The sequence below is a fragment of the Mediterraneibacter agrestimuris genome (assembly GCF_943193195.1).
Taxonomy (GTDB): domain Bacteria; phylum Bacillota; class Clostridia; order Lachnospirales; family Lachnospiraceae; genus Schaedlerella; species Schaedlerella agrestimuris.
The window spans coordinates 108,870-135,096 of the sequence record NZ_CALPDG010000002.1; the positions used below are offsets into that span (position 1 = coordinate 108,870).

A 26,227-nucleotide genomic window follows, 5' to 3' on the forward strand; every position below is an offset into this window, starting at 1 on the left:
AGTGGCTTTTTATGAATATTGGACTGGTTGCACATGATGCCAAAAAGAAACTGATGCAGAATTTCTGTATTGCATACAGAGGAATTCTGTGCAAACACAATCTCTTTGCGACAGAGACAACGGGCATGCTTGTAGAATCTGTTACGAACTTAAGCATTTACAAATATCTTCCCGGACATTTAGGAGGACAGCAGATGCTGGGATCACAGATTGAGCACAATGACATGGATCTGCTGATTTTCTTCCGTGATCCGCTTACCCCGCGTTCTCATGAACCGAATGTAAATGATATTGTAAAACTTTGTGACATGTATAATATTCCGATGGCAACTAATATTGCCACAGCTGAAGCATTGATACTTGCATTAGACAGAGGAGATTTGGACTGGCGTGAAATGTATAAATAAATTAAAAAAAGCAGCATTTATTGTCTGTATTTTTGTGTTTTCGGGTATGATGCTGGAAGGATGCAGTGCAGAAAAACAACAGATTTCGTATGCCTCCATTTATGAAACAACAGAATTTAATCAAAATATTTACCGGGGTGATTTTTTCGCACAGAACTTATGTGTAACCTCACAGGATATTCCTCTGGAAGCATATCAGGGATATCCTGAGGCACATGCTGCCGGATTATTTGATCTGAACCAGAGAAAGGTGCTTTATGCAGACCGAATTCATCAGAGATTGTTTCCGGCAAGCACAACAAAGGTTCTGACAGCCTATGTTGCCTTGAAGTATGGGAATATGGATGATATTGTAACAGTCAGTGAGAATGCAGTCACTTTTGACGATGATGCCTCTCTCTGCTGGCTGCAGGCAGGAGATCAGGTTTCTCTTTATGATCTGATCTGCGGATTGACGCTTGCCTCCGGCAATGATGCAGGTGTGGCAATTGCAGAGCATTTATTCGGCAGTGAAGAGGCTTTTGCGCAAAAGATGAATGAAGAGGCATGGGCGCTTGGCGCAACAAACAGCCATTTTACAAATGCTCATGGACTCCATGATGAAAATCATTATACGACCGCATATGATTTGTATTTGTTTTTCAATGCGGCAATCCTGGATCAGCGCTATCTGGATATTCTGGCCATGAAGTCTTATACGGGAACACTTATCGGCGCTGACGGTGTTGTGCGAAACATAGAATGGAGGGCCAGCAATTTTTATTCATCGGGAGCAGCAGCGGCTCCTGAGGGAATACGGGTACTGGGCGGAAAAACCGGAACAACAGATCAGGCGGGCAATTGTGTCATTCTCTACGATGAAGATTTGTCAGGTAATCCTTATATTTCTGTCCTTATGGGAGCTTCTGACAAGGCGATGCTGTACGACAACATGTCCCAGCTTTTAAGTGCGGGAATTCCAAAAGTTTAAAGCAGACTCAAAACAGTCCGACCGGACTATTTTGAGTCTGCTTGGCAACAAAAAACCGCTGAGACAGATTGGAGCATTCAATCTGCAGCGGTTTTTCTGTTTTTATTATCAAACAGATCATTTTTGATTAATCTAGTCTGTTGATTCTTCCATAGAGACTGATGAGATACAATCCGCAAAGTCCTACGATTGTATAAATAATTCTGGAAAGCCAGCTTAAGTTTCCAAAAAGGAATGCTACAAGGTCAAAACGGAAGATACCGACCAGGAGCCAATTAACCGCTCCGATGATCACAATTGTAAGAGCTGTGTTGTCAAACCACTTCATGTTATTTCCTCCTTTTTTATGCTATCATTATTATTTCACGAAAAACTGGAAATATACATATGAAAATGCTATACTTACTTATGTTTAAATTAATATTCTGGAGGTAGATACTTTGGGACATCAAAAGACAAAGGCAGAAAACACCAGGAAAAAAACAATTAATATAAATCAATATAAGACAAAACGTGAAATGAATATCGGAATTCTAATCTTTACGATCGTGTTTATATATCTCATTGTTACCATTTTTACATATGCGACTTCAAAGCGGATTTCTGTTTATGAAGTACGTCAGGGAAGTATTGTTAAAGATTATTCTTATACCGGACTGGTTATCCGTCAGGAAACAGTTGTCAATGCAGAAAGTAACGGTTATATCAGTTATTATCAGAATGAAAACAGCAAGGTAAAAGCGGGAAGTAATATTTATGCTGTTTCTTCTGAGAAGCTTCACAGTCCGGAACAAACAAAAGCAGAAGATATAACCCTAAGCGCAGAAGTAGAAAAAGCATTAAATCTGCAGGTACAGAATTTTAATGAGAATTTTACTACAGACAAATTTTCTACTGTATATACAATGAAAAATGAATATGTGAATACTTTGCATAATGCGATGAATCACTCCCGTAATATACAAATGGACGCATTGATCGCATCAAGTGGTATCACAGCCACATCTTATCCAAGTACCCAGGATGGTATTATGGTGCTTACATACGATGGATATGAAAGCCTGACTGAAGAAGACTTAAATGAATCCGTTTTTGACAAAGGCAGCTATGAAGCCGTCCAGTTGTCAGACCAGATGGAAGTGAAAGCCGGAAGTCCGGCATACAGACTTGTAACTTCTGAGAACTGGGATGTGTATGTCAAATTAGATAAGGACACGGCAAAACAATTATCTGACATTTCTATGGTCAAAGTGCGAATAGATAAAGACAGTGAAACGGCATGGGCAGATTTTTCTGTTTTGAAAAAAGGGAAACAGTATTATGGGCATTTACAGTTTAAGGATTCCATGATCCGTTATTGTGAAGACCGTTTTTTGAATGTGGAACTAATTCTGAAAGATCAGAGCGGTTTGAAGATACCGAAGAGTTCCGTGATTGAAAAATCATTTTATACAGTTCCTGAAGATTATCTGACGACAAGCGGATCAGGCAGTTCCCAGGGAGTTATGGTCAAGTATAAAAATGAAGCTAAATATGTGTCTGCGGAAGTGTATTATACTTCTGATGACGGCTATGCATATTTGAATCCAAAAGATTTTGAAGAACATACTGTACTGGTGAAACCGGAATCTAATGATACTTTAGAATTAAAAGAAGAAAGAAAGCTTCAGGGTGTATACAATATCAATCAGGGATACGCCGTATTCAAAGTGGTAGATATCCTCTGTGACAATGACGATTACTATATTGTACAGGAAGGGACTTCCTATGGTCTTTCTGCGTATGACCATATCGTACAGGATGGAACAACCGTGAAAGAAGAGGAAGTAGTATTTCAATAAATATTGAAAGGAATGACGGATAATGATAAGAAAACAGCTTGCAGAAGTAGAACAGCATATTCAGGCGGCCTGTGACCGTTCCGGCCGGAGACGGGAAGACGTGACTCTGATTGCGGTCAGTAAGACAAAGCCTGTAGAGGCGCTGCAAGAGGCGTATGATGCAGGAGTGCGTATTTTTGGCGAGAATAAAGTACAAGAGCTTACAGATAAATATGAAGTGCTTCCAAAAGATATTCAATGGCATATGATCGGGCATTTACAGACAAATAAAGTAAAATATATTGTAGATAAGGTTGCCTGCATCCATTCTGTAGATTCCCTGAAGCTGGCAGAGGTCATTGAAAGGGAGGCAGCCAAAAAGGACTGCAAAGTCAATATTCTGATTGAAGTAAATGTTGCACAGGAGAATAGCAAATTTGGAATCTCTATGAAAGATGTACTTCCATTTGTAAAAAAAGTCTCTACATTCCCGCATATTTGTATTCAAGGACTGATGACAGTTGCTCCTTTTGTAGAAAATGCAGAAGAAAACCGGACAATTTTTAAAAATTTACACAATTTATCTGTTGACATTATGAGCAAAAACATTGATAATGTTAATGCGAGTATACTTTCGATGGGGATGACCAATGATTACGAAGTTGCAATTGAAGAGGGGGCTTCCATGGTACGGGTAGGAACCGGTATTTTTGGAATAAGAGAATATTCAATATAATTTCGATTGTACGTTCAGTTTGTAACGGATACTTTGGTACGAAAGTACTTTTATAAAATAACGTGTTGATTTAGGTAACACAAGATAGGAGTATAACATGGGTGTGTTTGATAAATTTCTAGATATCATGAAATTAAATGATGATTATGACGATGATTTCTATGATGATGAATTTTATGATGATGAATATGAAGAAGAGAAGCCGCATAAGCCTCTTTTTGGCGGAATGAAGAAGAGCAGCCGTGATGACTATGATGATTTTGATGTAGAAGAGAGCGGAAACCGGTTTGCACCTGCAAACAGCAGTAAGGTAACACCAATGCGCCAGCCGGCATCAAGACGAACCAACAATGCAAGTATGGAGGTCTGTGTTGTAAAACCGACATCTGTAGATGATTCCAGAGAGATTACAGAGACACTTCTGGCGGGACGTACAGTTATCCTGAATCTGGAAGGTATGGATTTAGAGATCGCACAGCGTATCATAGACTTTATTTCCGGCGCTACTTTTGCAATCAGTGGTAATCTGCAGAAAATTTCCAATTATATTTTTCTTGTAACACCGACTAATGTAGATATAACTGGTGATTTGCAGGATCTTTTAAGCGGTTCCATGGAACAGCCGACTGTGCGCGGCAGATTTTAATTACATAGATATATGACAATGATGAAAGAAGAACAGATATTGGAAAAGCGTCTGCTGGAGTTATCAAGACTTGCGTATAACCGGGACATTATCACTTATTCAGATTTTCTTAATCTGAACGAATTGAATATTTTGCATTCCATTCCGAAAAATACCCTTTGTGCAGGGTATGTCCTTTTCGGCGGATACGATTTAGCAGAGCGTCAGATGGCGGCATTTCTACCTGATGCTCTTTCTTTGCGTGGAGAACTAGATATTCGTTCTTTCTTTAGCAGAGAAATATGCGTTCTTCGTATCAGTCCTTTATATGAGAAATTTGCGGAGGAGCTAAGTCACAGGGATTATCTCGGCGCAATGCTAAACCTTGGAATTGACCGAAGCAAAACAGGGGATATTTTAATTGACGGTAAAAATGCTTTTGTGTTTGTAAATTTTAAAATGAAAGATTTCCTGATAGATGAACTAACCCGGATCCGTCATACAACAGTCATGACTGCGGAAGTGGAGTTTCAAGATTTTCGTTATGAGCCGCGATATGAAACAATTAACGGCACTGTTGCTTCGGTTCGTCTGGACAGCCTGCTCGCACTGGCTTTTGCCTCGTCGCGCAGCAGGCTTCTGGGATTAATTGAAGGTGCAAAAGTATTTGTAAACGGGAAACTTGTCACCTCAAATGGATATCAGGTAAAAGAGCAGGATATAATTTCCGTGCGCGGGATGGGAAAGTTTAAGTTCTGCGGAACAGGAAATATTACCCGGAAGAATCGCATCTGTGTCAGCATATTGAAATATATCTGATGTAATCTGAATATTGCAAAAGAAAGGGAACTTGTTATGAAAGTAAAAATATTAAAATCATATCTGTATGCCTTTGTCTGGATTGTTGTACTCGTTGCAGCAGACCAGTTTACCAAGTGGCTTGCAGTTGTAAATCTAAAGAATCAGGATTCATTTATTCTGATTCCAGATATATTTGAACTTCAATATCTGGAAAACCGTGGAGCAGCATTTGGCATGTTTCAGGGAAAACAGTTTTTATTTACGATCGGGGCAGTTTTTGTCTCCTTTGTAATACTTTTCTTTTATAGAAAGATCCCTTCTGGAAAGCGTTTCTTTCCTTTGAAGTTCTGCGCGGTATTAATCTGTGCAGGAGCAATTGGTAATATGATAGACCGGATCTTTCTGAATTATGTAATTGATTTTTTCTACTTTAGTCTGATTGATTTTCCGATTTTCAATGTGGCAGACTGTTATGTTGTTATTGCATGCTTTTTATTTGCAATACTGATTCTTTTTATTTATAAGGATGATGAGCTGAGCAGTTTTTCTTTGAAGTTTGACAGATAAATCAGACTTTTTAAGGCAGTGGTATAAGTGTATATGAAGCACACTTTTGTTTATTGATTATGAAGCTTAGATATGAAGAGAGTGTAAGCAAAATGTATTATGAAGATTTATCTGAAACAATTAAATTAATACCAGCGAAGGAACTGGCTGCGGTACGCCTGGATAAATATCTGGCGGAGCAACTGCCTGACTTGTCGCGTTCTTATCTTCAAAAATTGATTCTTGACGGAAATGTGACTGTCAATCAAAAACAGGTAAAATCCAATTATAAGACTTCAGCCGGAGATATAATTGAAATTGCCGTTCCCGAACCGGAAGAGCCGGATATTCTTCCGGAAGACATTCCTTTGAATATCTTATATGAGGACGAAGATATACTTGTAGTAAATAAACCTAAGGGAATGGTGGTTCATCCTGCTCCGGGACACTACAGCGGTACATTAGTCAATGCGGTCATGTATCACTGTAAAGGACAGTTATCCGGAATTAATGGCATACTTCGTCCGGGAATTGTCCACCGGATTGACAGGGATACAACTGGTTCGCTTCTCATCTGCAAAAATGACAAAGCTCACAGAATTCTTGCAGAACAATTAAAAGAACATTCTATCACACGGAAATATCATGCGATCATCTATGGGAATATGAAAGAAAATACCGGAACGATTGTTGCTGCAATCGGACGACATCCTACAGATCGTAAAAAAATGAGTACCAAAGCGCCAAACGGCAGAAGAGCGGTAACACACTATAAGGTGCTGGAACGCTTTGGAAAGTTTACATATATCGAATGTCAATTGGAAACTGGGCGTACACATCAGATTCGTGTACATATGGCCAGTATCGGACATCCGATTCTTGGGGACGATGTTTACGGTCCGGCGAAATCTTCATATAAGTTGAATGGGCAGACATTGCACGCAAAAATTCTTGGAATCCGCCACCCATCTTCCAGAGAGTATATGGAATTTGATGCTCCTTTGCCAGAATACTTTGAGAATTTATTAAAGAAATTGCAGGACTTGTAAATATACGGATTTTGCTATATAATAAATATTACATAATTATTTTTGTGCATGAACCATCTATATATAGATAGGTGTCCCACATGAAGGAGAGTGACTGCTATGAAAACAAACACAATTATTACAATCGGAAGACAATTTGCAAGCGGCGGACAGGATATCGGTGAAATCATCGCAAAAGACTTGGGAATCAAGATCTACGATAAAGAGATGCTTGCAAGAGCAGCAAAAGAGAGCGGTATTTGTGAGGAAATTTTTGAGACTCATGATGAGAAGCCGACAAACAGCTTTCTTTATTCGCTTGTAATGGACACTTATTCTATGGGATATACAGGAAGTACATACACAGATATGCCTATCAACCATAAGGTTTTCCTTGCTCAGTTTGATGCAATTAAGAAGATTGCCGAAGAAGGTCCCTGTGTTTTGGTCGGAAGATGTGCAGATTACGCACTGGAAAACTATGATAATGTAGTAAGCATATTTATCCGTGCTGATCTAAACGACAGAATCCGCCGTGTCGCCAAGCACTACGATCTGCCGGATAATAAAGCAAAGGATATGATCATCAAGACAGATAAAAAACGTGCAAGCTACTATAACTACTACACAAACAAGCGCTGGGGTGATACAGACAGCTATGAACTTTGTGTAAGCAGTTCAGATTTAGGGATTGAGGGCACTGCAAAGATGATTGAGAAATATGTCGAGATGAAAGAATCTTTCCAGAACGATAAAAATCATAATTTCAAGATATTCTAATAGAAACCACTATACAGTAACAGCTTTTGCTGCAGCTGCTGTATAGTGGTTTTTCTACTAATTTGTATTTAACGAATATGCGGCACCCGCTCCGGCCAGCCTGGGATTTCTCCGCTTAAGATTGCATGGAACATCCTTTCTTTTGCACCGGGATGTTCTGTATTTAGCTGGCGGACCAGTTCTTTCGCATACTGGCGTTTTGTATAACCGTCTACCGGACACTTGCTCTTTACGACCGGAAGATTATACTTATGCTGAAAACCGATGACATCCATCTCATCTACAAACATAATCGGGCGAATGACCGTCAAATCCATACGGTCCAGATAGGTTCTTGGAGAAAAACTGTGAAAGCGGCCTTCAAAAATAAGTGAAAGCAGCATAGTCTCTATGATATCATCCTTATGATGAGCATATGCCACTTTGTTACATCCCAGAGCCTTAATAGCTTCATTTAAAGCTCCTTTCCTCATTTTAGCGCACAATGAGCAGGGATTAGATTCTTTTCTGATATTAAAAAGTATATTATAAATGTCGGATTTTACAATTGTATAGGGAACCTCCATTTCTTTACAAAGTTCCTGAATGGGAGATAAGTTGAAACCTTCATATCCCAAATCTATTGTAATTGCGCTCAGATCAAAGTGTTTCGGATAAAATCGTTTCAAACCATGAAGGGCATAGAGTAAAGTCAGACTGTCTTTACCGCCGGAAATACCGACTGCAATATGGTCACCTTCTTCAATCATTTGGTATTCATCAACGGCTTTTCTTGTATAACTCAATAATCGCTGTAATTGCATGGTCATTCCTCCTGAAATTGTAATAAATTTTTTTATATAATCAAGGTTCCCGCAGCTTAACCGCTCCTGCAGCCTGGCGGCGTCTGTTTTCATCAATGGCTGCATAATGTTTCTTTGTTGTATTAACATCCTTGTGTCCGAGTACGTCTGCTACAAGATAAATATCACCTGTTTCCCTATAAAGCGCCGTACCATATGTACTGCGGAGCTTGTGAGGGGTAATTTTTTTGTTTGGAGTCACTTGACGGGCATATTTCTTAACCATGTTTTCAACTGCCTGCACACCCATACGCTTTCTTTGAGTAGAGAGGAAAAGAGCATTTTCATGGCCGGAGAGCGGAACAGTAGTCTTACGTGTCGTATAGAGATATTGCTTCAGCGCATATTCTACTTCCTCGCCAAAATATACAACCATCTCATTACCGCCTTTTCGGGTGACCTTAATACCGTTATTTTTAAAATCCACATCCTGTATATCCAACCCTACACATTCAGACACCCGGATGCCTGTTCCTAACAGGAGAGTAATGATAGCAAGGTCCCGGTTTTTCATTTTTTCATAATATACCTTTTTCTGTCCTGTCAGTTCATCCCCGCCATGCTCAACAAAATCCAATAAAGATGCAGTTTCATCTGTATCGAGACGAATAATTGCTTTTTCATGTAATTTAGGCATATCCACAAGTAGTGTAGGATTCTTGCTGATGATCTGCCGTTTAAAATAATATCCATAAAAGCTTCTCAGTGCAGACATTTTTCGGGAAAGCCCTTTTTCTGTGTTTGTAATCTGTTTTTCATCAGGATTTCTGTATACTTTCAGATATTCCTGGTATTCCTCAATGTCAACAGGCTCTAAACGCTCCAAATCTGACACTTTAAAGTCTTCAATCTTATAATTCTTATACACAGGATTACACTCCATTAAAAAGTGAAAAAAGACACGTATATCATATGCATAGGAAATTCTGGTTTTTGCAGAAGTTGTAGGTTCAACTGCACGGAAATAATCCTTTGCAAAAGCCGGCAGCGTCTTTAATATTTCACGAAGGCGTAATGTATTATCAATATAGGTCTGTTCATGATATGTTTTTTGATGTTGTTGTGTGGATTCGTTGGACATAATTAATACCTCAATTTATTTATTATCATATAAAATTCATGATTTAGTATATCATATCCTTGTTTTTCTGTCTACATCTTTTGGAAAAATCGGTATTTGTCGTATAGATATATAATACTGAATTATGTGAAATAGCCGTTACTGTTCACACGGCGCCTTGCACTGATACGAACATATTTTCGCAACAAGTGTTTGCTTTTCCAGATGCATTGTGGTAATATAAGGATAAGTATTTGTAATTACAACAGGAGGTGTTACATATTATGTCATATGGTAAGATAAGCAAAAAGCAGGAAGAGATTCTTCAGTATATTAAGTCACAGATCCTGGAGCGTGGATTCCCGCCAGCTGTACGTGAGATTTGTGAGGCAGTGAATCTGAAGTCTACTTCTTCTGTCCACTCTCATCTTGAGACACTGGAGAAGAACGGTTATATCAGACGTGATCCGACAAAACCGCGTGCTATTGAGATTTTGGATGATACATTTAATCTCACACGCCGTGAGATGACGAATGTTCCAATGCTTGGATATGTGGCTGCCGGTCAGCCTTTGCTTGCACAGGAGCATATTGAGGACTATTTTCCATTTCCGGTGGAGATGCTTCCGAACAAGCCGACTTTCTTATTGACTGTTAAAGGTGACAGCATGATCAATGTTGGTATTTTCAGCGGGGATTATGTACTTGTACAGGAACAGAATACTGCTGATAACGGTGATCTGGTTGTTGCCATGATCGGAGACGGAGCAACCGTTAAGACATTTTACAAAGAGGAAGGTGTTTTCCGTCTTCAGCCAGAGAATGATTTCATGGATCCGATCATTGTACCTGATGTTACGATTCTGGGAAAAGTTATCGGTGTGATGAGATTTTTTCGATGATAAAGAAACTTAAGCCTGAACGATTCATACTTCAATACATTCCGTATGGATGAATCATTCAGGCTTACTATATATCATATGTTAATATTTATTAGTTCCACCTACAGCTACAAACTTTCTACATCTACAAGCTTTCCATCTCTCCAGATTCTTTCCAGATCATAGAACAGACGGTTTTCTTTATCAAAGATATGCACAATGATATCACCGAAGTCCATCAGTACCCAGCTTCCGCTTCCATAGCCTTCTCGCTGTTTCACGCTATATCCAGCCTTATGCATTTCTTCTTCTACATTATCTACCAAAGCACGTACCTGACTGTCACTGTTACCATTTGCAATCAGGAAATAGTCTGCCATTACGGAAATTTCGGCAATATCAATAATCTTGATATCTTCGCCTTTTTTATCATTCAATGCTTCATAAGCAATTTTCGCCATTTCTTTTGCCTGATTCATCTGCTTCTCTCCTTCTCTTCTATCTTTCCACTACATAATGCAATTTGTTTATCTGTAATATTCGTAGGTCTGTCTTGTCATTGGATCAATTGTACGTCCCATACGTTCTAAGAATCCTAATGTCAGTTCTGAACATCTGCACACGGCACGGTCGATATCTGTAAAACTGAGCTTCCGCACTTCTGGAAGTCCCGGTATCATTTTCCTGCCCGGCTCAATATAATCTGCCAGATAGATGATTTTCTCCAACAAATTCATATTCGGCTTTCCTGTTGTATGATACAAGATTGCATCCAAAATCCGTTTGTCATGAATATTATATTTCTCTTCTGCCAGATAAGCCCCCAGTTTCGCATGAATCAGTGCAGGTATCATGAATTCTGTTTCTGTCAGACTAATTTGATATTTTCTGCACATTTCCATCTGTTTTTCAACCGGCGAAAGCTTACCACAATCGTGCAAAAGCCCTGCTGTCATTGCGGTTTCAATGTCTTCGCCATGGCACATGGCGAGAGCCCCCGCAGTATACATTACACCCAGTGTATGTGCATAACGTTCTTTTTTCAATATTTTATCCAGTTTTTTCTGGATTGCTTCTAAGTCTGCCATCTGTTCATCCTCGCATTTGGTATAATTCATTTTTCACGATATACTCCGCCACAGTATCTGGAACCATATAATATACACTTAGATTATTACGCGCCCGGCTTCGGATAGCTGTAGAAGAAATTTCCAAAAGAGGAGCTCTTAAAAGCTCAATTTCAGCGCCGTACTGTTCTACAAGATGAGTCATCTGTGCAAGCATCTTTTCCACATTCTTGTCATCCCGCATTGCAGCCAGAATTGTACAGGTTGGGAAAATCTCTCGGAAATACTTCCAATTCTCAATTTCAAACAGTGAATCAGCACCCAGAATAAAATAAAATTTGTGCTCCGGGTACTGTGCATTCAATTCTCTCATTGTTTTATATGTGTAAGAATGTTCAGTTTCCTTTGCTTCGAGCAGACAAAGCTTAAAATAAGGCATGTCCTGAATAGCAAGACGCACCATCTCAATCCGGTGCCTCAGTGCTTTGGTCCCCTCTTCTGTCTGTTTGTGGGGCGGATTCCCATTTGGCAGATACCAGATCTGGTCCAGTCCGAAGTCCTCATAAGCAAACTGCCCGAGCAGCAGATGCCCGATGTGTATAGGATCAAAGGTGCCTCCCATAATTCCTATTTTCATAGTCTCACCTACGGTAATATAATCTTTTTCTTGTTGTCTTTTCCTTCTTTGTAAAGGACAATTTTCTTACCAATGACCTGAACCACCTGTGAACGGGTACGCTCAGCCACCAGTTCTGCCAACTCGCAAGGATCATCGGCACAGTTCTTCAGTACACTGATTTTAATCAGTTCACGTGCATCCAGAGCCTCTGTGATCGCCTGCGTCAATCCAGGCGTCATACTTGATTTTCCAATCTGAAAAATTGGAACCATAGTCATTGCAAGACTTTTCAAATATGCTCTCTGTTTTGTTGTCATTTACGTTTCTCCTTTTAAATAAAAATTAATACAAACCGTTCTTCATTGCGGTACAGTTTCTTTCAATACTCACTTTTTCTGCTGCATTATTTATAATAATCAAACTGTAATCCATACATTTTAACAGTATCCCCTTCCTGAATTCCGGCTGCTTCCAGATCTTTTAAAATCCCAGTTTCTTTTAAGAAACGCTGGAAGAAGGCAAATCCTTTTTCAGAATCCAGGTTCGTATAACCAAGCATTTTCTCAATCTTCGGACCTTCTACAATGTACATACCGTCTTCCTTTGTCACCTCGTACGGCAGTTCTTCGTAAATAAGCTCATCCTCCGGGAAATACTCCTGCTCAAATACAATTGGCTTAGAATCCATCAGCTGCAGCTGTTCACTTACATAATACAACAGTTCGGAGATGCCTTTTCCTGTAGCACCGGAAATCGGAAATACTTTGACTCCCTTTGGTTCAAATTCCTTACGAAGATATTCTGCCGGGTCTTCATCCTCCATATAAATCAAATCCGTCTTATTTGCCGCGATCACTTGCGGACGCTTTGCGATTTCTGGATTATAGGCTTCCAGCTCTTTGTTGATCTTATAAATGTCATCGACAGGATCTCTTCCTTCAATTCCGGCTGCATCAACTACATGAATCATCATCTTCGTACGTTCAATATGGCGCAGGAACTCATGTCCAAGTCCTACACCTTCAGAAGCCCCCTCGATCAGCCCTGGAATATCTGCCATAACAAATCCCCGGCCGTTGTCCAGATCTACTACACCAAGATTCGGGCTCAGAGTTGTGAAATGATAATTGGCAATCTTCGGTTCTGCATTAGTCACTCTGGATAACAGTGTGGATTTTCCTACATTTGGAAATCCAATCAGCCCTACATCGGCGATTACCTTTAATTCCAATGTTACTTCCAGTTCCATAGCCGGCTTTCCGGGCTGTGCATACTTCGGCACCTGCATCGTTGCAGTTGCAAAATGCTGGTTTCCCAAACCGCCTCTGCCGCCTTTTAAAACAACCTGGCGCTGGTTATCACCGGACATATCGGCGATAACTTTACCGCTCTTTGCTTCTTTAATGATTGTTCCTTCCGGTACTTTTAGGACACGGTCCTTCCCATTCTTTCCGTGGCAGCGTCGTTTACCGCCCTCTTCACCGTCGCCTGCAGCATATTTTCTCTTATGACGGTAATCCACAAGTGTATTCAAGCCCTTGTCCACTTCAAATATCAGATCTCCGCCGTCTCCGCCGTCTCCGCCGTCAGGACCGCCGTTGGCAACATATAATTCCCGGCGGAAGCTGCAATGACCGTTTCCACCATTCCCGGAACGAATCCATATTTTTGCTCTGTCTGCAAACATAAAACATCCTCCTGTAATCTATATAAAACAGATATTCTCGTATCTTTATCATTCCATTTTCAAAGCCTGATGATAACAGTTAATATCTTAAAAAAAGGCAGGAAAAATATTCCTGCCTTCTATAACGGTCGATTATTCAGCTATCGGATAGATAGAAACCTGTTTCTTATCTCTTCCTTTTCTTTCAAATCTTACAACACCGTCAACCAGTGCAAACAAAGTATCGTCTCCGCCGCGTCCTACATTCAGACCCGGATGAATCTTTGTTCCGCGCTGTCTGTAAAGGATGTTACCAGCTTTAACAAACTGTCCGTCTGCTCTTTTGGCACCCAATCTCTTTGCCTCAGAGTCACGTCCGTTTTTTGTGGAACCAACTCCCTTTTTATGAGCGAAAAACTGAAGGTTCAATTTCATCATGGTAGTTACACCTCCTCGAAAATAATATCAATGTATGGTTCGTATTCGTTGTTGTCTTCCAGACTCTCTAACCCGAGAAGCATGGTCTTGACCAACAACTGTGCGTCATGCGTGGGTTCTTCCCTGAATCGGAATTCGATCATCCCCTCATCTTCATTGGAAACACAGCTTGTCTCATCACTCGTATAGCGTTCGATCGCATTCAGTGTATTGATCACCAGCATAGAGGCTGCTGCGCAGACAATATCAGTTCCCGCTTTTGAATATTCTGCGTGACCGATAAAATCAAACCCTGTATATGCATGATTTTCATTCACATAAACTGTTGCATGGATCATGGTTGATCATGCGTTGATCTTTTCGATCTTGACAGCTGTGTACTGCTGTCTGTGTCCGTTTTTCTTGTGGTATCCGGATTTTCTCTTATACTTATATACAATGACTTTCTTCGCCTTACCGTCTCCGATCACGGAAGCTGTAACTGTTGCTCCGTCAACTGTCGGACATCCTGCAACGAACTTGTCACCGCCTACTGCAAGGACCTGGTCAAACGTATAAGCTTCTCCAGCTTCTACACCAAGCTTTTCTACTTTAATGATATCGCCTTCGGCTACTTTGTACTGTTTACCACCTGTTGCTATAATCGCGTACATGGGGCACCTCCTATTATCATTACTCGCCAATTATGGTGTCTGTAAAACTACAGAACTTTTAAACCTCATTGTGCGGCATACTTCTAAAGAATAGCATATGAACATTGTAAAGTCAACAGTTTTCCGGGAAAATATTGTAAAAGTATTTTCCCATCACACATTTTTACGGAGTTTGCAGCAAGTGCAAACTCCTATGCTGCACTGCTACTGTATGACCATTCTTCTACTCCTGTTTTTTCAAAGTCTGAAGCTGTTGATAACAGTATTCCAAAATGCTTTTTCTTGTGATGATTCCGATAAAATTCTCCGTATCGTCCACTACTGGAACAAAGTTCTGATTCATTGCTTTCTGCAGCAGATCCTCCATATCAGCATCGGCAGAAACAGCAGTATAATTTGTTCTTCGCGGAAAATCTGAAATAAATATATTCTCCGCTTTTTTTAAATCCATTGCCTGCTGTGCCTTGATATACCAAAGTAAGTCTCCTTCTGTCAGGGTTCCTGTGTATTTTCCTTCCCTGTTCAGCATCGGAATACAGCTGTATCTGTGATATTCCATCGTCTCTAACACCTGTCTTAAGGTACAATAGTCATGAATATAAGCAACGTCACTCTTTGGCTTCAAAAAAAACAAGATATTCATAGCCAACACCCTCCTGCAAGTCTCTTCTGTTGTTAAATTTGTGTCACTACAAAAATGTCATAGAGTGCACGTATTGCACTTTTAAAATCATCATGGCGTACACCTACAATGATGTTCAGCTCGCTGGAGCCCTGGTCGATCATTTTCACATTGATATGGGCATGTGCCAGTGCAGAGAAAATTCTGCCTGCTGTTCCTCTTGTAGCGCGCATTCCCCGTCCTACAATGGCGATCAGCGCCAGATCAGATTCCAGTTCGATATGATCTGGCTGTACTGCTTTGTGAATGCCTGCAAGCACCTGCTGCTCTTTCTCTTCAAATTCATCTTTATGTACGAAAATAGTCATTGTATCAATTCCTGACGGCATATGCTCGATAGAAATATCATTTTTCTCAAATACTTCCAGCACTTTACGGCAAAAACCGATCTCAGAATTCATCATCGCCTTTTCAATGGTAATTGATGCAAAACCATCTGTTCCGGCAATTCCGGTAATTGTGTACTTCGGCTGTCTGCAAGTTCCTTCTACAATCAAAGTTCCCTTGTTCTCCGGCGCGTTGGTATTGCGGATATTAATTGGAATACCTGCTTTTCGTACCGGAAAAATAGCGTCTTCATGAAGCACGCTTGCTCCCATGTAGGAAAGCTCACGTAATTCTTTGTATGTAATGGTTTCAATCGATTTTGGATTCTTAACAATACGCGGGTCTGCGATCAGAAAACCGGATACATCTGTCCAGTTCTCATACAGGTCTGCTCCTGCGGCAAGAGCTACAAGTGAACCTGTTACATCAGAACCGCCTCTGGAAAATGTTACAACAGTTCCATCCTCTTTTGCTCCATAGAAGCCCGGGATAACAGCACCTTCCGATGCTTCCAGGCGTGTGCTCAATAATGTATTCGTTGTAGCTTCATCAAAACTTCCATCTTTACGGAAACGAATCACTTCTGCAGCATCGATAAATTCAAAGCCCAGATAGGCAGCCATGATTTTTCCATTCAAGTATTCTCCTCTGGAAGCAGCATAGTCTCTTCCAATTTTTTTTCCAAAATTCTCACAGATCACATCAAATTCCCCATCCAGAGAAATAGTCAGTTCCAAACCGTCAATAATCTCCTGATAACGAGCTTTGATTGCGTCTAACTGTTCTTTAAATTTCTTCTCACGGATCGCTGCACCGTAACAGCTGTACAGCATATCTGTCACTTTAGTATCTCCGGATGAACGCTTTCCCGGAGCAGACGGCACAACGTACTTTCTGGATTTATCTGCACGGATAATACTGCCTACCTTCATGAACTGTTCAGCGCTCGCAAGTGAACTTCCTCCGAACTTCACGACCTTCTTCATAATTCGTATCCTCCAATATTTTCTCTGTCAGTCTTTAATGATAACTGTTTTGCCAAAGCGGCAAATCTTTTCCCATAAATAGCTTTTATTTTACGGTTTCTTATTATACAACCATCTAAATCTGTTGTAAATCTCTTCTTTTTCAAAATATCCCAGTCTCCCTCCGCTTACATAAATAAACTCCTGTTCTTTCGCAGAAATCTCAATTACTCATAATTGTTATGTCTTTCTTTTCATTTACTTCGTATGATATTCATACAGCGGCTTCCGTACTTTTTTTCTTGTTACTTCCACAAGCTGCAGACCAGTCACGTCCACAAGTGTTGCCTGAATCGGATCTTTCGACAGATGGTAACGAAATTCTTTTAACAATGTCTGCATTGCCTTTTCATCATTCAGATTAATAAAATCCACCAGAATAATACCGGACAGGTTCCGAAGCCTCATCTGATGTGCGATCTCCCGTGCCGCCTCCAGATTAATCTTCAAATAGCTTGCCGCTGTATTTTTCCCGGAAATATCTTTCCCAGAATTAACATCCACAACGGTCAGCGCTTCTGTCGGCTGTATCACAAGATAGCCGCCATGTTTCAGCCAGACACGCTCATTCATGGCACGTTCAAGTACCTTTTTCAGATTATAAAGGGCTGACAGAGAAAGCATTTGATCCTCATATTTCCGAAGCATGGACAGATATTCCGGCTGTTCTGTCTCAAAATATGTCTGTACCTCTTCAAAAAGTTCTATATCTTCAATGATAATTTCTTTCAATCCATCCAGGTACACATTTTTTAAATCTGCTATGTAAGGCTTTACTGCAGTTTCCAGACAGGAATAACAGGTGCGGTGCATGGCTGTTTCTTTTAGATGCTTATACCGGTTCTGAAGCTGTTTAATTTCTTTTGTTACTGTTTCAAAAGGCGCATCCTTTGCATTTGTCCGCAAAATAATACCATATTCTTCATTTTTCAAATTCTGAAGCTGTTCTTTTAATTCTTCCCGTTGAACCTTTGGAATCTTTGCAGACGCGCCGATTCTCGTATTTCCGGAAGTGAGTACGGCATACCATCCTGTAAAGCTGATATTACTGCTTACTGTGGGAACCTTTGTCTTTGCAGCCTCCTTTGTAATCTGGACAACCAATTCATCTCCGATGCAAAGAGGTTTTTTGCCGGTTTTTTGCGTAAAAAATGCATTCTTTGCCTGACTCATATCATAGTAGCAATTGGTACCGCCGATATTGATAAAGGCAGCGCCGATATTTGCCACAATATTCTGAACCTTACCAATGTAAATACTGTTTAATGCCGGTTTCTGATGGTCAGGATTCTCCTGCGGACTGCAATGGATTTCTGCAATTTCATCATCCTCCAGCTCCCATGTCCATATCCAATTGTCTTCCTTCGTAATCAGAATTTTACGTGTCATGTCAATTTCAACACTCCTCAGTTTTATATCGATTCTATATTTTATATAATTTCATTGCCCAATGATTCCAGCGTCACAAGCGTCTGTTCTTTTTCGGTTCCTGTATTTGCATACATCTCCAGACGGTGATATGAAAAGACTGGCTCTTCTTCAATTCCGGCATACTTCAGAAATGCTTCCATCACCAGATCTGGTTTTAAATTCTGCACACTTCCTGATGCCAGCTTTAAGAACAACTCATTTTCGCGGATTTCCGCTTCATAAATCATCGGACGAATATCTACTTCCTGCTGACTGCGCTTCGTCTGTTTTATAATTCGGATTTCCGGCTGTTCATAAAATGCTGTGAAAAGATTTTTCCAGTTAGCGGGAAGGCAGCCCTTCCTTACCCTTACAAGATAATCAGCCGCCGCAACGATTGCCATCCCTGTTGCCTTCTTTTCCTCAGAAATCTGACGGAAACTTACGATTTCCATTCCCTCGGTCATAACGGCATTCATTCGTTTTACTGCCTCGGCGCTTGAAACTGGTTCTCCCAGTTCAATATCTACATATTCGCCGTCACTTGTCAGTCCGATTCCAAGAGGACTTGCAAATGACATGATCATATGCGGACTGTATCCTCCTGTAAATGCGATCGGAATCTCCGCCCTTCGCATTGCCTTCTGAAAAAAACGCATTACGTCCAGATGTCCGATAAACTTGAGAACACCGTATTTACGGAATTTAATTCTAACCTTCATAACAGACACCTCCTCCAAATTTTGCAGCGCCGCAGCCAGAACAATTCTCCCTGCAGTTCGGCGTAATGATTCCTTCTTTTGCACGTTCCCATTCTTTCTTTAAAAATGCTTTGCTGACGCCGATTTCGATGAAATCCCACGGAAGCAGTTCTTTTGTATCCCGCTCTCTTAGAGTATAAAATTCAATATCTGTACCTGTATTCTCAAATGCTTTCATCCACAGATCATTGTTAAAGCTTTCTGTCCATGAGTCATAAAGACATCCCAGACGATAGGCTTCCTCGATCACAGCTGCGGTCCGTCTGTCTCCCCGTGCAAATACGCCTTCCAGCACTGTCACATCCGCTTCGTGCCAGTTATACTTGAGGCTCTTGCGATTGAGCTGTTGTTGAAATTCATGCTTCACAACAGAAGCCCTGTGTACATATTCTTCACTGGTGCACATAGGCGCCCATTGGAACGGTGTAAATGGTTTCGGCACAAAGAAGGAGGAACTTGCGGTAATCTGGCATTTTCCGTTTCGCTGCTCCTTTGGAATCTCATAATATCTGCGTGCAACACGATCTGACAAACGGGCAATTTCCTTCATATCTTCCTCCGTTTCCGTAGGAAGTCCAAGCATAAAGTATAATTTCACCTTGGACCAGCCGCCCTCGAAAGCCTGTCCCGCACCATTTATAATATCCTCTTCAGTCAATCCTTTATTGATCACATTTCTCATTCTCTGTGATCCCGCTTCCGGCGCAAATGTCAGGCTGCTTTTTCGGATATCCTGTACCTTGCTCATTACATCCAGCGAAAAAGCGTCAATTCTAAGAGACGGCAGAGAGATATTGATTCCTTGTCCCTGATATTCTTCAATCAAAAAGGTCACTAACTCTTCCAGTTGAGAGTAATCACTGGAACTAAGAGAACTTAAAGAAATTTCTTCATGTCCGGTATTTTTTATCATTTCTCTTGCATAACTTTTTAACTTCTCAATATCCCGTTCCCTTGTAGGGCGGTAGATCATTCCCGCCTGGCAGAACCGGCATCCGCGGATACATCCTCTCTGAATTTCCAGTACCACCCGGTCTTGAGTTGCCTTGATATACGGCACGACAGGCGCAGACGGATAGACAGACTCTGTTACATCCATCACAACCTGCTTCTTGATCTTCTCCGGCGCATGGTTGTTGATTACAGAAAATGTCTGTAATGTACCGTCTGCATTATAAGAAGCTTCATAAAACTGAGGCACATAGATTCCTTCAATGTCTGCGGCAGCCTCCAAAAATTCCAGACGGGTCTTTCCTTCTGCTTTACATTGCTTATATGTATCCAGCAGTTCATTATAAACAGTTTCACCTTCACCGATATAAAATAAGTCGAAGAAATCCGCCAGAGGTTCAGGATTATAAGTACACGGTCCCCCTCCGATAACGATTGGATGTTCCTCAGTCCGATCCGCCGCATGAACCGGAATCTGACTCAGTTCCAATACTTGAAGAATGTTCGTATAACACATTTCATACTGGATCGTAATCCCAAGAAAATCAAACTCTTTGATTGGATCCTGAGATTCCAGTGCGAATAGCGGAATGCTCTGCTCTCTCATCACCTTGTCCAGATCCAGCCACGGGGAGTAGACGCGCTCGCACCATACATCCTCACGCTTGTTAAACAACGCATACAGAATCTGAATGCCAAGATGGGACATACCAATCTCATAAACGTCCGGGAAGCACATAGCGAACCGCACATCTACTTTTTCAAGGTCTTTCATTACACTATTGACCTCATTCCCGATGTAACGGGCAGGTTTCTCAATTTTTAGTAATATTTCATCATTTAAAGCTAGTTTTCTCATGTTTCTCCTTTTATTTTTTCTACTGTGCAGCACTATGCATAATTATTTATACATCATTTTCATGGTCTTGCATAAAATACATAGCACTGCATAACATGATTTGATACTATAAATCACTTATTTTATTATCAAATTCTTAAAAATTCTGTCCTGCTTTTCCTATCATTTAATACCCTATATGAGAATATGATATTGTTTGATATGAAATAGCACGTTAACCCACTGTATTATATACTTTTTGCGGAAGGAGTTCAAGAAAATCTTTCTCAGATATCTGAATGTCAAATACAAAGCCTACTATTCACACCCTACGGGTGCTCCAGGAACAGTATCCAATCCAGCCCATTTTAAGCCGCCTTCGGCGAGGGGCTGGATATATCGCTGCCATCACTTCATTGGCCGGACACCTTGCCCAGACCATACAAAAAAGAAGCTGCCGGCACAACTTCCCTTTTGTATGATCTGAGTTATCAGTTAAAATCGAACACAAAAAATCCCTCTGTCCAGCGCATACATATCACTGTCCAAAGGGATTCTCTGCCTAATAATGATATTTTACTGCACGATATTCAGTTGTCAATTTTCAGGTAGAATCTCATTCATTGAGATTCCGAGAAGTTATGAAGATATACTTTCTTAAATTGCCCTGTCTTTATCTGTTCATTGATATTCTTCATTGATTGCACACATCCCCTAATATCTCTAGAGACAGTATACTGCAATTTAAGATTTACTTTAAGAATTGTATCATAAAATTTCCGCTCTTACAAAAGCTTGCGTAACTGATCTGCAACTTCCTTATCAAGTTTCTTTCCCCCAGAAAATGCAACCATAAATCTTTCAATCGAATTACCATAGGATTTTTTTACCAAATCTTTTGTCCATTTATGTATATGCTCTTCTTTCGTGCATGCTGCATAATAACTATAATTTTTTTTACTGTCTATCGCTTTTACAAGACCAGCCATCTGAAGATTTTTTAAATAAGTACTCAATGTCTGTCTTTTCCAATCCTTATGAAGTTTTTCATTCGCATAAGTCAGTATTTCCTTAAATGACACATCCTTTTCCTGAATCCATAAAAAATCCATGATTTCCATTTCCGTATTGGTTAAATCATATTTTTTCTTCATCTAATGTACCTCCCCTTATTATTTTTTTCTATTAATGTGGACAAATTTTATATGTTGTTGTATGTAACTGTTCTTTTAGGATAACATTTCCGCATAAAGTACATCTTCCTGCGCTGTAAACATCCATTCTACATCCTTTTCCAATAGTCGTATGATAGGATTGTGTTCCGGAAACATACTTGTGGGTACAATAAGCTTTATCATTTGAGATGCCATCATCTATTTCGAAAATATTTCCGTTCTCATCTGTAAAAAATGTATCAAAAGGTGCATCTTCCAGTACTTCAAAAGTCTCTCCTGGATTAAAGTCTGACCACTCGGAGGCATTTAGTTGTAAATCTTCTAACGATCCTTCTCCATGTATTTCCATTCTCGGGGCGTTATCATAGGCAAAAACTGTTGATGTACCCAATGTACAGATAAGTATTCCAACGAAAACAGATATTTTTTTCAAAGTTCTTTTTCTTTTTGCCTTCATTTCCAAAATTCGCTTTTTCAAAATACGTCCTCCATTATCAATTATTCCTGATACAAATCTGTTTTTCATTATTGAACCTTCTTCAGATATATTAATAAGCAGATTTCCATAACTACTTATGAAATCTTTTTCTTTGTTACGTATCACCGTTTCATCACAGTAAATCTCACTAATATTGCAAATTTCATAGAATAAAAAGTAACACAATGGATTAAACCAATTTAATGCAATCGCAAAAAGAGCAAGAAATTTAATAAGCAAATCCCTATTCTTTACATGAATCATTTCATGCATAATAATAATTTTAATACTTTCCGGAGAAAATCTGTCAAGATAAGGTTCAGGTATATAAATGACAGGTCTGGCTAATCCAATCACACTTGGAACTTCTATGTACGGTGAAAATATAAGTGATATTTTCGTGTGTAAGTTTAAAACTGCTCTCAGATTATCAATATACCCTAAAATATATTCTGGAGTTTCAACATTATTATCAGCGCTTAACCGATTCAGAACCTTTCTAAGTTTAAAGTATTGATAGAACTGTATGCACAAAATAACAGCAGCAACACATCCTGCAAAAATAAGATAAACAATTCTTTTTTTAATATTATGAGATACATAGATATCGTTTCCTAAATGTATAATCAAATTAGAAAAATAATATCTTTTTGTAGAAAGATCTGACGTAAGCTCCAACAAAGGGATAGCAGTGATATATTCCTTGATTTTATATTTAAAGCAAGGGAACGGAAACAAGAAAAATAGTAAGGCCAGCTTTAAAATATTATACCGCCATTTTACAGTAAAAAATCTTTTTGCAATCGGGCATATTAATATATAAAGGATATAAACAGCAGAACCCGATAAAGACATCATAAACAATACGCTATTTCTCATAAGCCTCTTCCCAATCTGTTTTATCCTTCAGTGTATTCAATATCTATAGAAATATTATCTTTCAAGATTCCATTGAAACTTCCTATTATCAGATTTACGATTGCTATTCGTGATTCTTCTGAAATTTCATTATACGGCTCTGTATGTAATGTTACATTCACAGTAGTTTCTGAATGATCTGTTAAATCATAATTATGTATGCTGACCAAAGGAGCGTTTCCTTCAGCCATCTCTTGGATAGTATCCTGTAACATCCTTTCTAAATCAGCTTTTTGGTAATCTTCCTTTTTATTCATATCAGTTTCATGTTCTGTATTAAAACTTTCATATTCGATATCATCATCTGCAAATATAAGATTATTTGCTATAAATCCTGCCAAAACGAAAATAACAAATAGACTAATACATAAATAGACTCTTTTTCTGTATTTTTTCTCCATTTTTTCTCCATTTTTCTCTCATATATTAAAACATATAGTTATAGTAAAACTGCAATGTTTTGTTAAAAACATCACAGTTCATACTACAATTATATAAGACTACTGACTAATCTGCAAGCTCTTTTTAATAGGCTGTACCCGCAAAAGAAATGTATGGTGAATCTGTAGGAACTACTGTTGCACTAAAAATATAATATGTACTAGATCCTCCATGGTATACATTTAAGTATAATGCATGATAAGCCTGAGATGAATAAGAGTCCTTATCCCATGAACAGCTAAAAGAAGAATCTTTAACGGTATATGTACCTTTTAAATTGGTAATATAGCTATTCTTTCCATTACGATTCCAACTGCACACAAGAGCAACTCTAAAAGCCTCTCTAGTAACACCTAAAGATGTATAATTATATACAAAAGTTCTGCTGGAAGTAGTCGCAGCTCTTGACAAATTATTATCACTATCATTGGCTTCAACAAGAGTGACAGTCATTGTTCCATTTTCATCTTGGCTTACTATTTTTGATTCGCCGATTTCTGTAGGGAGTTCCATATCTTGCCCTGACATAACTTTTTCATAATGTTCTGCCTGCTCTGATGACATTTCCGATTTAGCCCTAGAAAATGAACTACTGTCAATAGAATTGCTTTCTACATCCTGAGTTGTTGATGCTGCCATTGACATAGTTGAACTCCCAAATACCAAAGCGCCCCCCAAAACAATACATAAAATTTTTTTGATTTTGTTTTTCATATATTGAATCCTCCTAAATAGTTTTATAATCTTAATATTAAAAAACTTGAATATCTAATATCCCTCCCACCTTCCAATTCACAATTTGTTTTTATTATTAGGACTATATAGCTTTAGTCTAAGAATACTACATTGTCGAATATATGTCAATAGATGTTAGCTAAATATGCTTGTCCTGCTGTTTTTACACCAGAAGAAGACGGAGGTTACTCTAATCACTACCCCCAAGGTAAGACTCTTTTACCAGTTTCTTTATGTTATCTTCTGAAATGTAGGTCCTGTTCCATTCTGCCACCAGTTCATAAATATCATCATGCCAAACATCCCATATCCCCCCATAGCTGCCTTCATAAATGACAGAACCATCCGGACAAGGTACATAAGCCTTTCCATAAAGTTTTAAAGCGCTTAGATAACGAAAAACATGACCCATTTCCGAAGCCATGTTTTCCAAAAAATCTATGAATCTATATTCTTTATAAAGCGACCGAAAAATATCCTGTGCATCACATGCTTTTGAAAAACAGGTGAACTTAAAATAGGGCGGATTCAGTGACTATGAAGCCAGAAGGCTTCCACCTTTATAATATCGTCTGCATTTTCTGTAATGGTATCCGCTTCCTCCTGTGTCAGATATCCTTCCCTTACCATACTTTCCAGTACTTTCTCCTGCCGTTTTACTGCAAGTTCCATACTAACCGTCGGTGCATAAGCAGATGGTGCATTGGGGGTACCTGCCAGCATCGTACTTTCGTAATCGGACATTTCAGCAGGAACCTTCCCGAAATATCCCATACTGGCATCATAAATACAATAATAAGATTCCCCAAAGTAAATACAATTTACATAGAGTTCTAAAATCTCATCCTTTGTATACCGTTTTTCCAACACTAATGTCAGCATTGCCTCAGCAGCTTTCCGCACAATATCATTGTCATCTTCAAAATACAGATTCTTAGCAAGCTGCTGGGTAATCGTACTGCCTCCCTCGATCAGCGCTCTGGCACGGATATTATTTCGTACCGCTCTTACCAGAGAAATCGCGTCAATTCCCGGATGGGAATAAAAACGTTTATCTTCCACAGCAACTACCGCATCCAGATAAATTTTTGGCAGCTTATCTAAAGTCGTGTAGTCAGGATTTGATTGTATTTCATTAATTTTTATCTCCAGCGGCTCATCTGTCATGACAGCTTCATATCTCTGATATCCCTTATAGGCGATTATACCAATCGGAACTATCAGCACCGCCAGACAGATGAGAAGCACTGTAAGCAGGCGCTTTATCCATTTCATATTCATTTCCTCTTAAGTAATATGTATATTTATAGTTTACCACATCTGAACACTTCTATCACTTATCTTTTCCTTAATTCTTTCTGAAGACAAGTGAAATCCACGAGAAAATACTAATAAACAAATAAATAAAAGCTGCTAATGTAAAACAGATAACCCCTGTAATCCCCACTGCTATAGTAATGACTGCATAAAACATTTTACCTCTTCCAGACATAATGTATTCCCCACTTTTTACAGATTTAACGTACACGTAGAATTCTATCGCAACA

Annotated in this window: 33 protein-coding genes; 10 read left to right on the forward strand and 23 right to left on the reverse strand. The window is 39.4% G+C overall.

Going from position 1 to position 26,227, the window contains the following annotated elements:
• Positions 1-11 precede the first annotated feature (11 nt).
• Both NFS18_RS01770 and NFS18_RS01775 read left to right on the forward strand, forming a co-directional pair.
• Positions 12-407 (forward strand): methylglyoxal synthase, encoded by a 396-nt coding sequence (locus NFS18_RS01770; RefSeq protein WP_251387045.1) that lies wholly within the window; start codon positions 12-14, stop codon positions 405-407.
• Positions 391-1,377 (forward strand): D-alanyl-D-alanine carboxypeptidase family protein, encoded by a 987-nt coding sequence (locus NFS18_RS01775; RefSeq protein WP_251387046.1) that lies wholly within the window; start codon positions 391-393, stop codon positions 1,375-1,377. Before NFS18_RS01770 ends, NFS18_RS01775 begins: the two co-directional genes overlap by 17 nt.
• Positions 1,378-1,504: 127 nt before the next feature.
• On the opposite strand, the gene NFS18_RS01780 is transcribed toward NFS18_RS01775, so the two are convergent.
• Positions 1,505-1,705, reverse strand: a complete 201-nt coding sequence (locus tag NFS18_RS01780; protein ID WP_251387048.1) for a DUF378 domain-containing protein — start codon at positions 1,703-1,705, stop codon at positions 1,505-1,507.
• 112 nt (positions 1,706-1,817) lie between these two features.
• Here NFS18_RS01780 and NFS18_RS01785 point away from each other — a divergent pair, with 112 nt between their 5' ends.
• The 7 genes from NFS18_RS01785 (at position 1,818) to NFS18_RS01815 (ending at position 7,713) form a co-directional block, all read left to right on the forward strand.
• Entirely contained in the window at positions 1,818-3,218 is a 1,401-nt protein-coding gene (locus NFS18_RS01785) for an HlyD family efflux transporter periplasmic adaptor subunit (protein ID WP_251387050.1), read from the forward strand.
• A gap of 22 nt (positions 3,219-3,240) precedes the next feature.
• On the forward strand, positions 3,241-3,933 hold the full coding sequence (locus tag NFS18_RS01790) for a YggS family pyridoxal phosphate-dependent enzyme (RefSeq protein WP_251387052.1): 693 nt from the start codon (positions 3,241-3,243) through the stop codon (positions 3,931-3,933).
• Between the two features lie 97 nt (positions 3,934-4,030).
• Complete coding sequence (locus NFS18_RS01795; protein ID WP_251387054.1) at positions 4,031-4,579, forward strand: cell division protein SepF; 549 nt, start codon at positions 4,031-4,033, stop codon at positions 4,577-4,579.
• 18 nt (positions 4,580-4,597) lie between these two features.
• Positions 4,598-5,377 (forward strand): YlmH/Sll1252 family protein, encoded by a 780-nt coding sequence (locus tag NFS18_RS01800; protein WP_251387056.1) that lies wholly within the window; start codon positions 4,598-4,600, stop codon positions 5,375-5,377.
• 36 nt (positions 5,378-5,413) lie between these two features.
• Positions 5,414-5,926, forward strand: coding sequence for a signal peptidase II (lspA, locus tag NFS18_RS01805; RefSeq protein WP_251387058.1), 513 nt, complete (start codon positions 5,414-5,416; stop codon positions 5,924-5,926).
• 92 nt (positions 5,927-6,018) lie between these two features.
• Positions 6,019-6,954 (forward strand): RluA family pseudouridine synthase, encoded by a 936-nt coding sequence (locus NFS18_RS01810; RefSeq protein ID WP_251387060.1) that lies wholly within the window; start codon positions 6,019-6,021, stop codon positions 6,952-6,954.
• Between the two features lie 99 nt (positions 6,955-7,053).
• Positions 7,054-7,713, forward strand: coding sequence for a cytidylate kinase-like family protein (locus NFS18_RS01815; RefSeq protein ID WP_251387062.1), 660 nt, complete (start codon positions 7,054-7,056; stop codon positions 7,711-7,713).
• A 68-nt stretch (positions 7,714-7,781) separates the two neighbouring features.
• On the opposite strand, the gene NFS18_RS01820 is transcribed toward NFS18_RS01815, so the two are convergent.
• Both NFS18_RS01820 and NFS18_RS01825 read right to left on the reverse strand, forming a co-directional pair.
• On the reverse strand, positions 7,782-8,516 hold the full coding sequence (locus NFS18_RS01820; RefSeq protein ID WP_251387064.1) for a tRNA 2-thiocytidine biosynthesis TtcA family protein: 735 nt from the start codon (positions 8,514-8,516) through the stop codon (positions 7,782-7,784).
• A 40-nt stretch (positions 8,517-8,556) separates the two neighbouring features.
• Positions 8,557-9,636: a tyrosine-type recombinase/integrase gene (locus NFS18_RS01825; RefSeq protein WP_251387072.1), complete on the reverse strand. Its 1,080-nt coding sequence runs from the start codon at positions 9,634-9,636 to the stop codon at positions 8,557-8,559.
• A 263-nt stretch (positions 9,637-9,899) separates the two neighbouring features.
• On the opposite strand from NFS18_RS01825, the gene lexA reads away from it, so the two are divergent.
• The gene (lexA, locus tag NFS18_RS01830; RefSeq protein WP_251387074.1) at positions 9,900-10,517 is read left to right on the forward strand and encodes a transcriptional repressor LexA; all 618 of its coding nucleotides are present in this window, start codon (positions 9,900-9,902) and stop codon (positions 10,515-10,517) included.
• 107 nt (positions 10,518-10,624) lie between these two features.
• On the opposite strand, the gene rsfS is transcribed toward lexA, so the two are convergent.
• The 20 genes from rsfS to NFS18_RS01930 all read right to left on the reverse strand — a co-directional run bounded on the left by rsfS (position 10,625) and on the right by NFS18_RS01930 (position 25,955).
• Entirely contained in the window at positions 10,625-10,975 is a 351-nt protein-coding gene (rsfS, locus tag NFS18_RS01835; protein WP_251387076.1) for a ribosome silencing factor, read from the reverse strand.
• 48 nt (positions 10,976-11,023) lie between these two features.
• On the reverse strand, positions 11,024-11,584 hold the full coding sequence (yqeK, locus tag NFS18_RS01840; RefSeq protein ID WP_251387078.1) for a bis(5'-nucleosyl)-tetraphosphatase (symmetrical) YqeK: 561 nt from the start codon (positions 11,582-11,584) through the stop codon (positions 11,024-11,026).
• 4 nt (positions 11,585-11,588) lie between these two features.
• Positions 11,589-12,200: a nicotinate-nucleotide adenylyltransferase gene (gene nadD, locus NFS18_RS01845; RefSeq protein ID WP_251387080.1), complete on the reverse strand. Its 612-nt coding sequence runs from the start codon at positions 12,198-12,200 to the stop codon at positions 11,589-11,591.
• An 8-nt stretch (positions 12,201-12,208) separates the two neighbouring features.
• Positions 12,209-12,499, reverse strand: coding sequence for a ribosome assembly RNA-binding protein YhbY (yhbY, locus tag NFS18_RS01850; protein ID WP_251387082.1), 291 nt, complete (start codon positions 12,497-12,499; stop codon positions 12,209-12,211).
• Between the two features lie 86 nt (positions 12,500-12,585).
• Positions 12,586-13,869, reverse strand: coding sequence for a GTPase ObgE (obgE, locus tag NFS18_RS01855; protein ID WP_251387084.1), 1,284 nt, complete (start codon positions 13,867-13,869; stop codon positions 12,586-12,588).
• A gap of 132 nt (positions 13,870-14,001) precedes the next feature.
• Complete coding sequence (rpmA, locus tag NFS18_RS01860; RefSeq protein WP_251387092.1) at positions 14,002-14,286, reverse strand: 50S ribosomal protein L27; 285 nt, start codon at positions 14,284-14,286, stop codon at positions 14,002-14,004.
• Positions 14,287-14,291: 5 nt separating this feature from the next.
• Entirely contained in the window at positions 14,292-14,624 is a 333-nt protein-coding gene (locus NFS18_RS01865; protein ID WP_251387094.1) for a ribosomal-processing cysteine protease Prp, read from the reverse strand.
• A gap of 6 nt (positions 14,625-14,630) precedes the next feature.
• Positions 14,631-14,939: a 50S ribosomal protein L21 gene (gene rplU / locus NFS18_RS01870; protein WP_251387096.1), complete on the reverse strand. Its 309-nt coding sequence runs from the start codon at positions 14,937-14,939 to the stop codon at positions 14,631-14,633.
• A gap of 223 nt (positions 14,940-15,162) precedes the next feature.
• The gene (locus tag NFS18_RS01875) at positions 15,163-15,582 is read right to left on the reverse strand and encodes a CBS domain-containing protein (protein WP_251387098.1); all 420 of its coding nucleotides are present in this window, start codon (positions 15,580-15,582) and stop codon (positions 15,163-15,165) included.
• 32 nt (positions 15,583-15,614) lie between these two features.
• Complete coding sequence (locus NFS18_RS01880) at positions 15,615-16,934, reverse strand: aspartate kinase (protein ID WP_251387100.1); 1,320 nt, start codon at positions 16,932-16,934, stop codon at positions 15,615-15,617.
• Positions 16,931-17,080 (reverse strand): hypothetical protein, encoded by a 150-nt coding sequence (locus NFS18_RS01885; protein ID WP_251387102.1) that lies wholly within the window; start codon positions 17,078-17,080, stop codon positions 16,931-16,933. Before NFS18_RS01885 ends, NFS18_RS01880 begins: the two co-directional genes overlap by 4 nt.
• A 91-nt stretch (positions 17,081-17,171) precedes the next feature.
• Positions 17,172-18,362, reverse strand: a complete 1,191-nt coding sequence (locus NFS18_RS01890; RefSeq protein WP_251387105.1) for a ribonuclease E/G — start codon at positions 18,360-18,362, stop codon at positions 17,172-17,174.
• A gap of 41 nt (positions 18,363-18,403) precedes the next feature.
• Positions 18,404-19,105 carry a TIGR03936 family radical SAM-associated protein gene (locus NFS18_RS01895; RefSeq protein ID WP_251387107.1) on the reverse strand — a complete coding sequence of 234 codons (702 nt, stop codon included), beginning with the start codon at positions 19,103-19,105 and terminating at the stop codon, positions 18,404-18,406.
• Positions 19,095-20,954 carry a TIGR03960 family B12-binding radical SAM protein gene (locus NFS18_RS01900; RefSeq protein ID WP_251387109.1) on the reverse strand — a complete coding sequence of 620 codons (1,860 nt, stop codon included), beginning with the start codon at positions 20,952-20,954 and terminating at the stop codon, positions 19,095-19,097. The genes NFS18_RS01895 and NFS18_RS01900 overlap by 11 nt, the downstream gene beginning before the upstream one ends.
• 764 nt (positions 20,955-21,718) lie before the next feature.
• Positions 21,719-22,087, reverse strand: a complete 369-nt coding sequence (locus tag NFS18_RS01905; RefSeq protein WP_251387111.1) for a BlaI/MecI/CopY family transcriptional regulator — start codon at positions 22,085-22,087, stop codon at positions 21,719-21,721.
• Between the two features lie 31 nt (positions 22,088-22,118).
• A complete protein-coding gene (locus NFS18_RS01910) occupies positions 22,119-23,465 on the reverse strand; it encodes a M56 family metallopeptidase (RefSeq protein ID WP_251387113.1) in 1,347 nt (448 codons plus the stop codon).
• Between the two features lie 20 nt (positions 23,466-23,485).
• Positions 23,486-23,905 (reverse strand): hypothetical protein, encoded by a 420-nt coding sequence (locus tag NFS18_RS01915; protein WP_251387115.1) that lies wholly within the window; start codon positions 23,903-23,905, stop codon positions 23,486-23,488.
• A gap of 124 nt (positions 23,906-24,029) precedes the next feature.
• Positions 24,030-24,659 (reverse strand): hypothetical protein, encoded by a 630-nt coding sequence (locus NFS18_RS01920; protein ID WP_251387117.1) that lies wholly within the window; start codon positions 24,657-24,659, stop codon positions 24,030-24,032.
• Positions 24,660-24,870: 211 nt separating this feature from the next.
• Entirely contained in the window at positions 24,871-25,092 is a 222-nt protein-coding gene (locus tag NFS18_RS01925) for a hypothetical protein (RefSeq protein WP_251387119.1), read from the reverse strand.
• A 116-nt stretch (positions 25,093-25,208) separates the two neighbouring features.
• The gene (locus NFS18_RS01930; protein WP_331477440.1) at positions 25,209-25,955 is read right to left on the reverse strand and encodes a biosynthetic peptidoglycan transglycosylase; all 747 of its coding nucleotides are present in this window, start codon (positions 25,953-25,955) and stop codon (positions 25,209-25,211) included.
• Between the last annotated feature and the right edge of the window lie 272 nt (positions 25,956-26,227).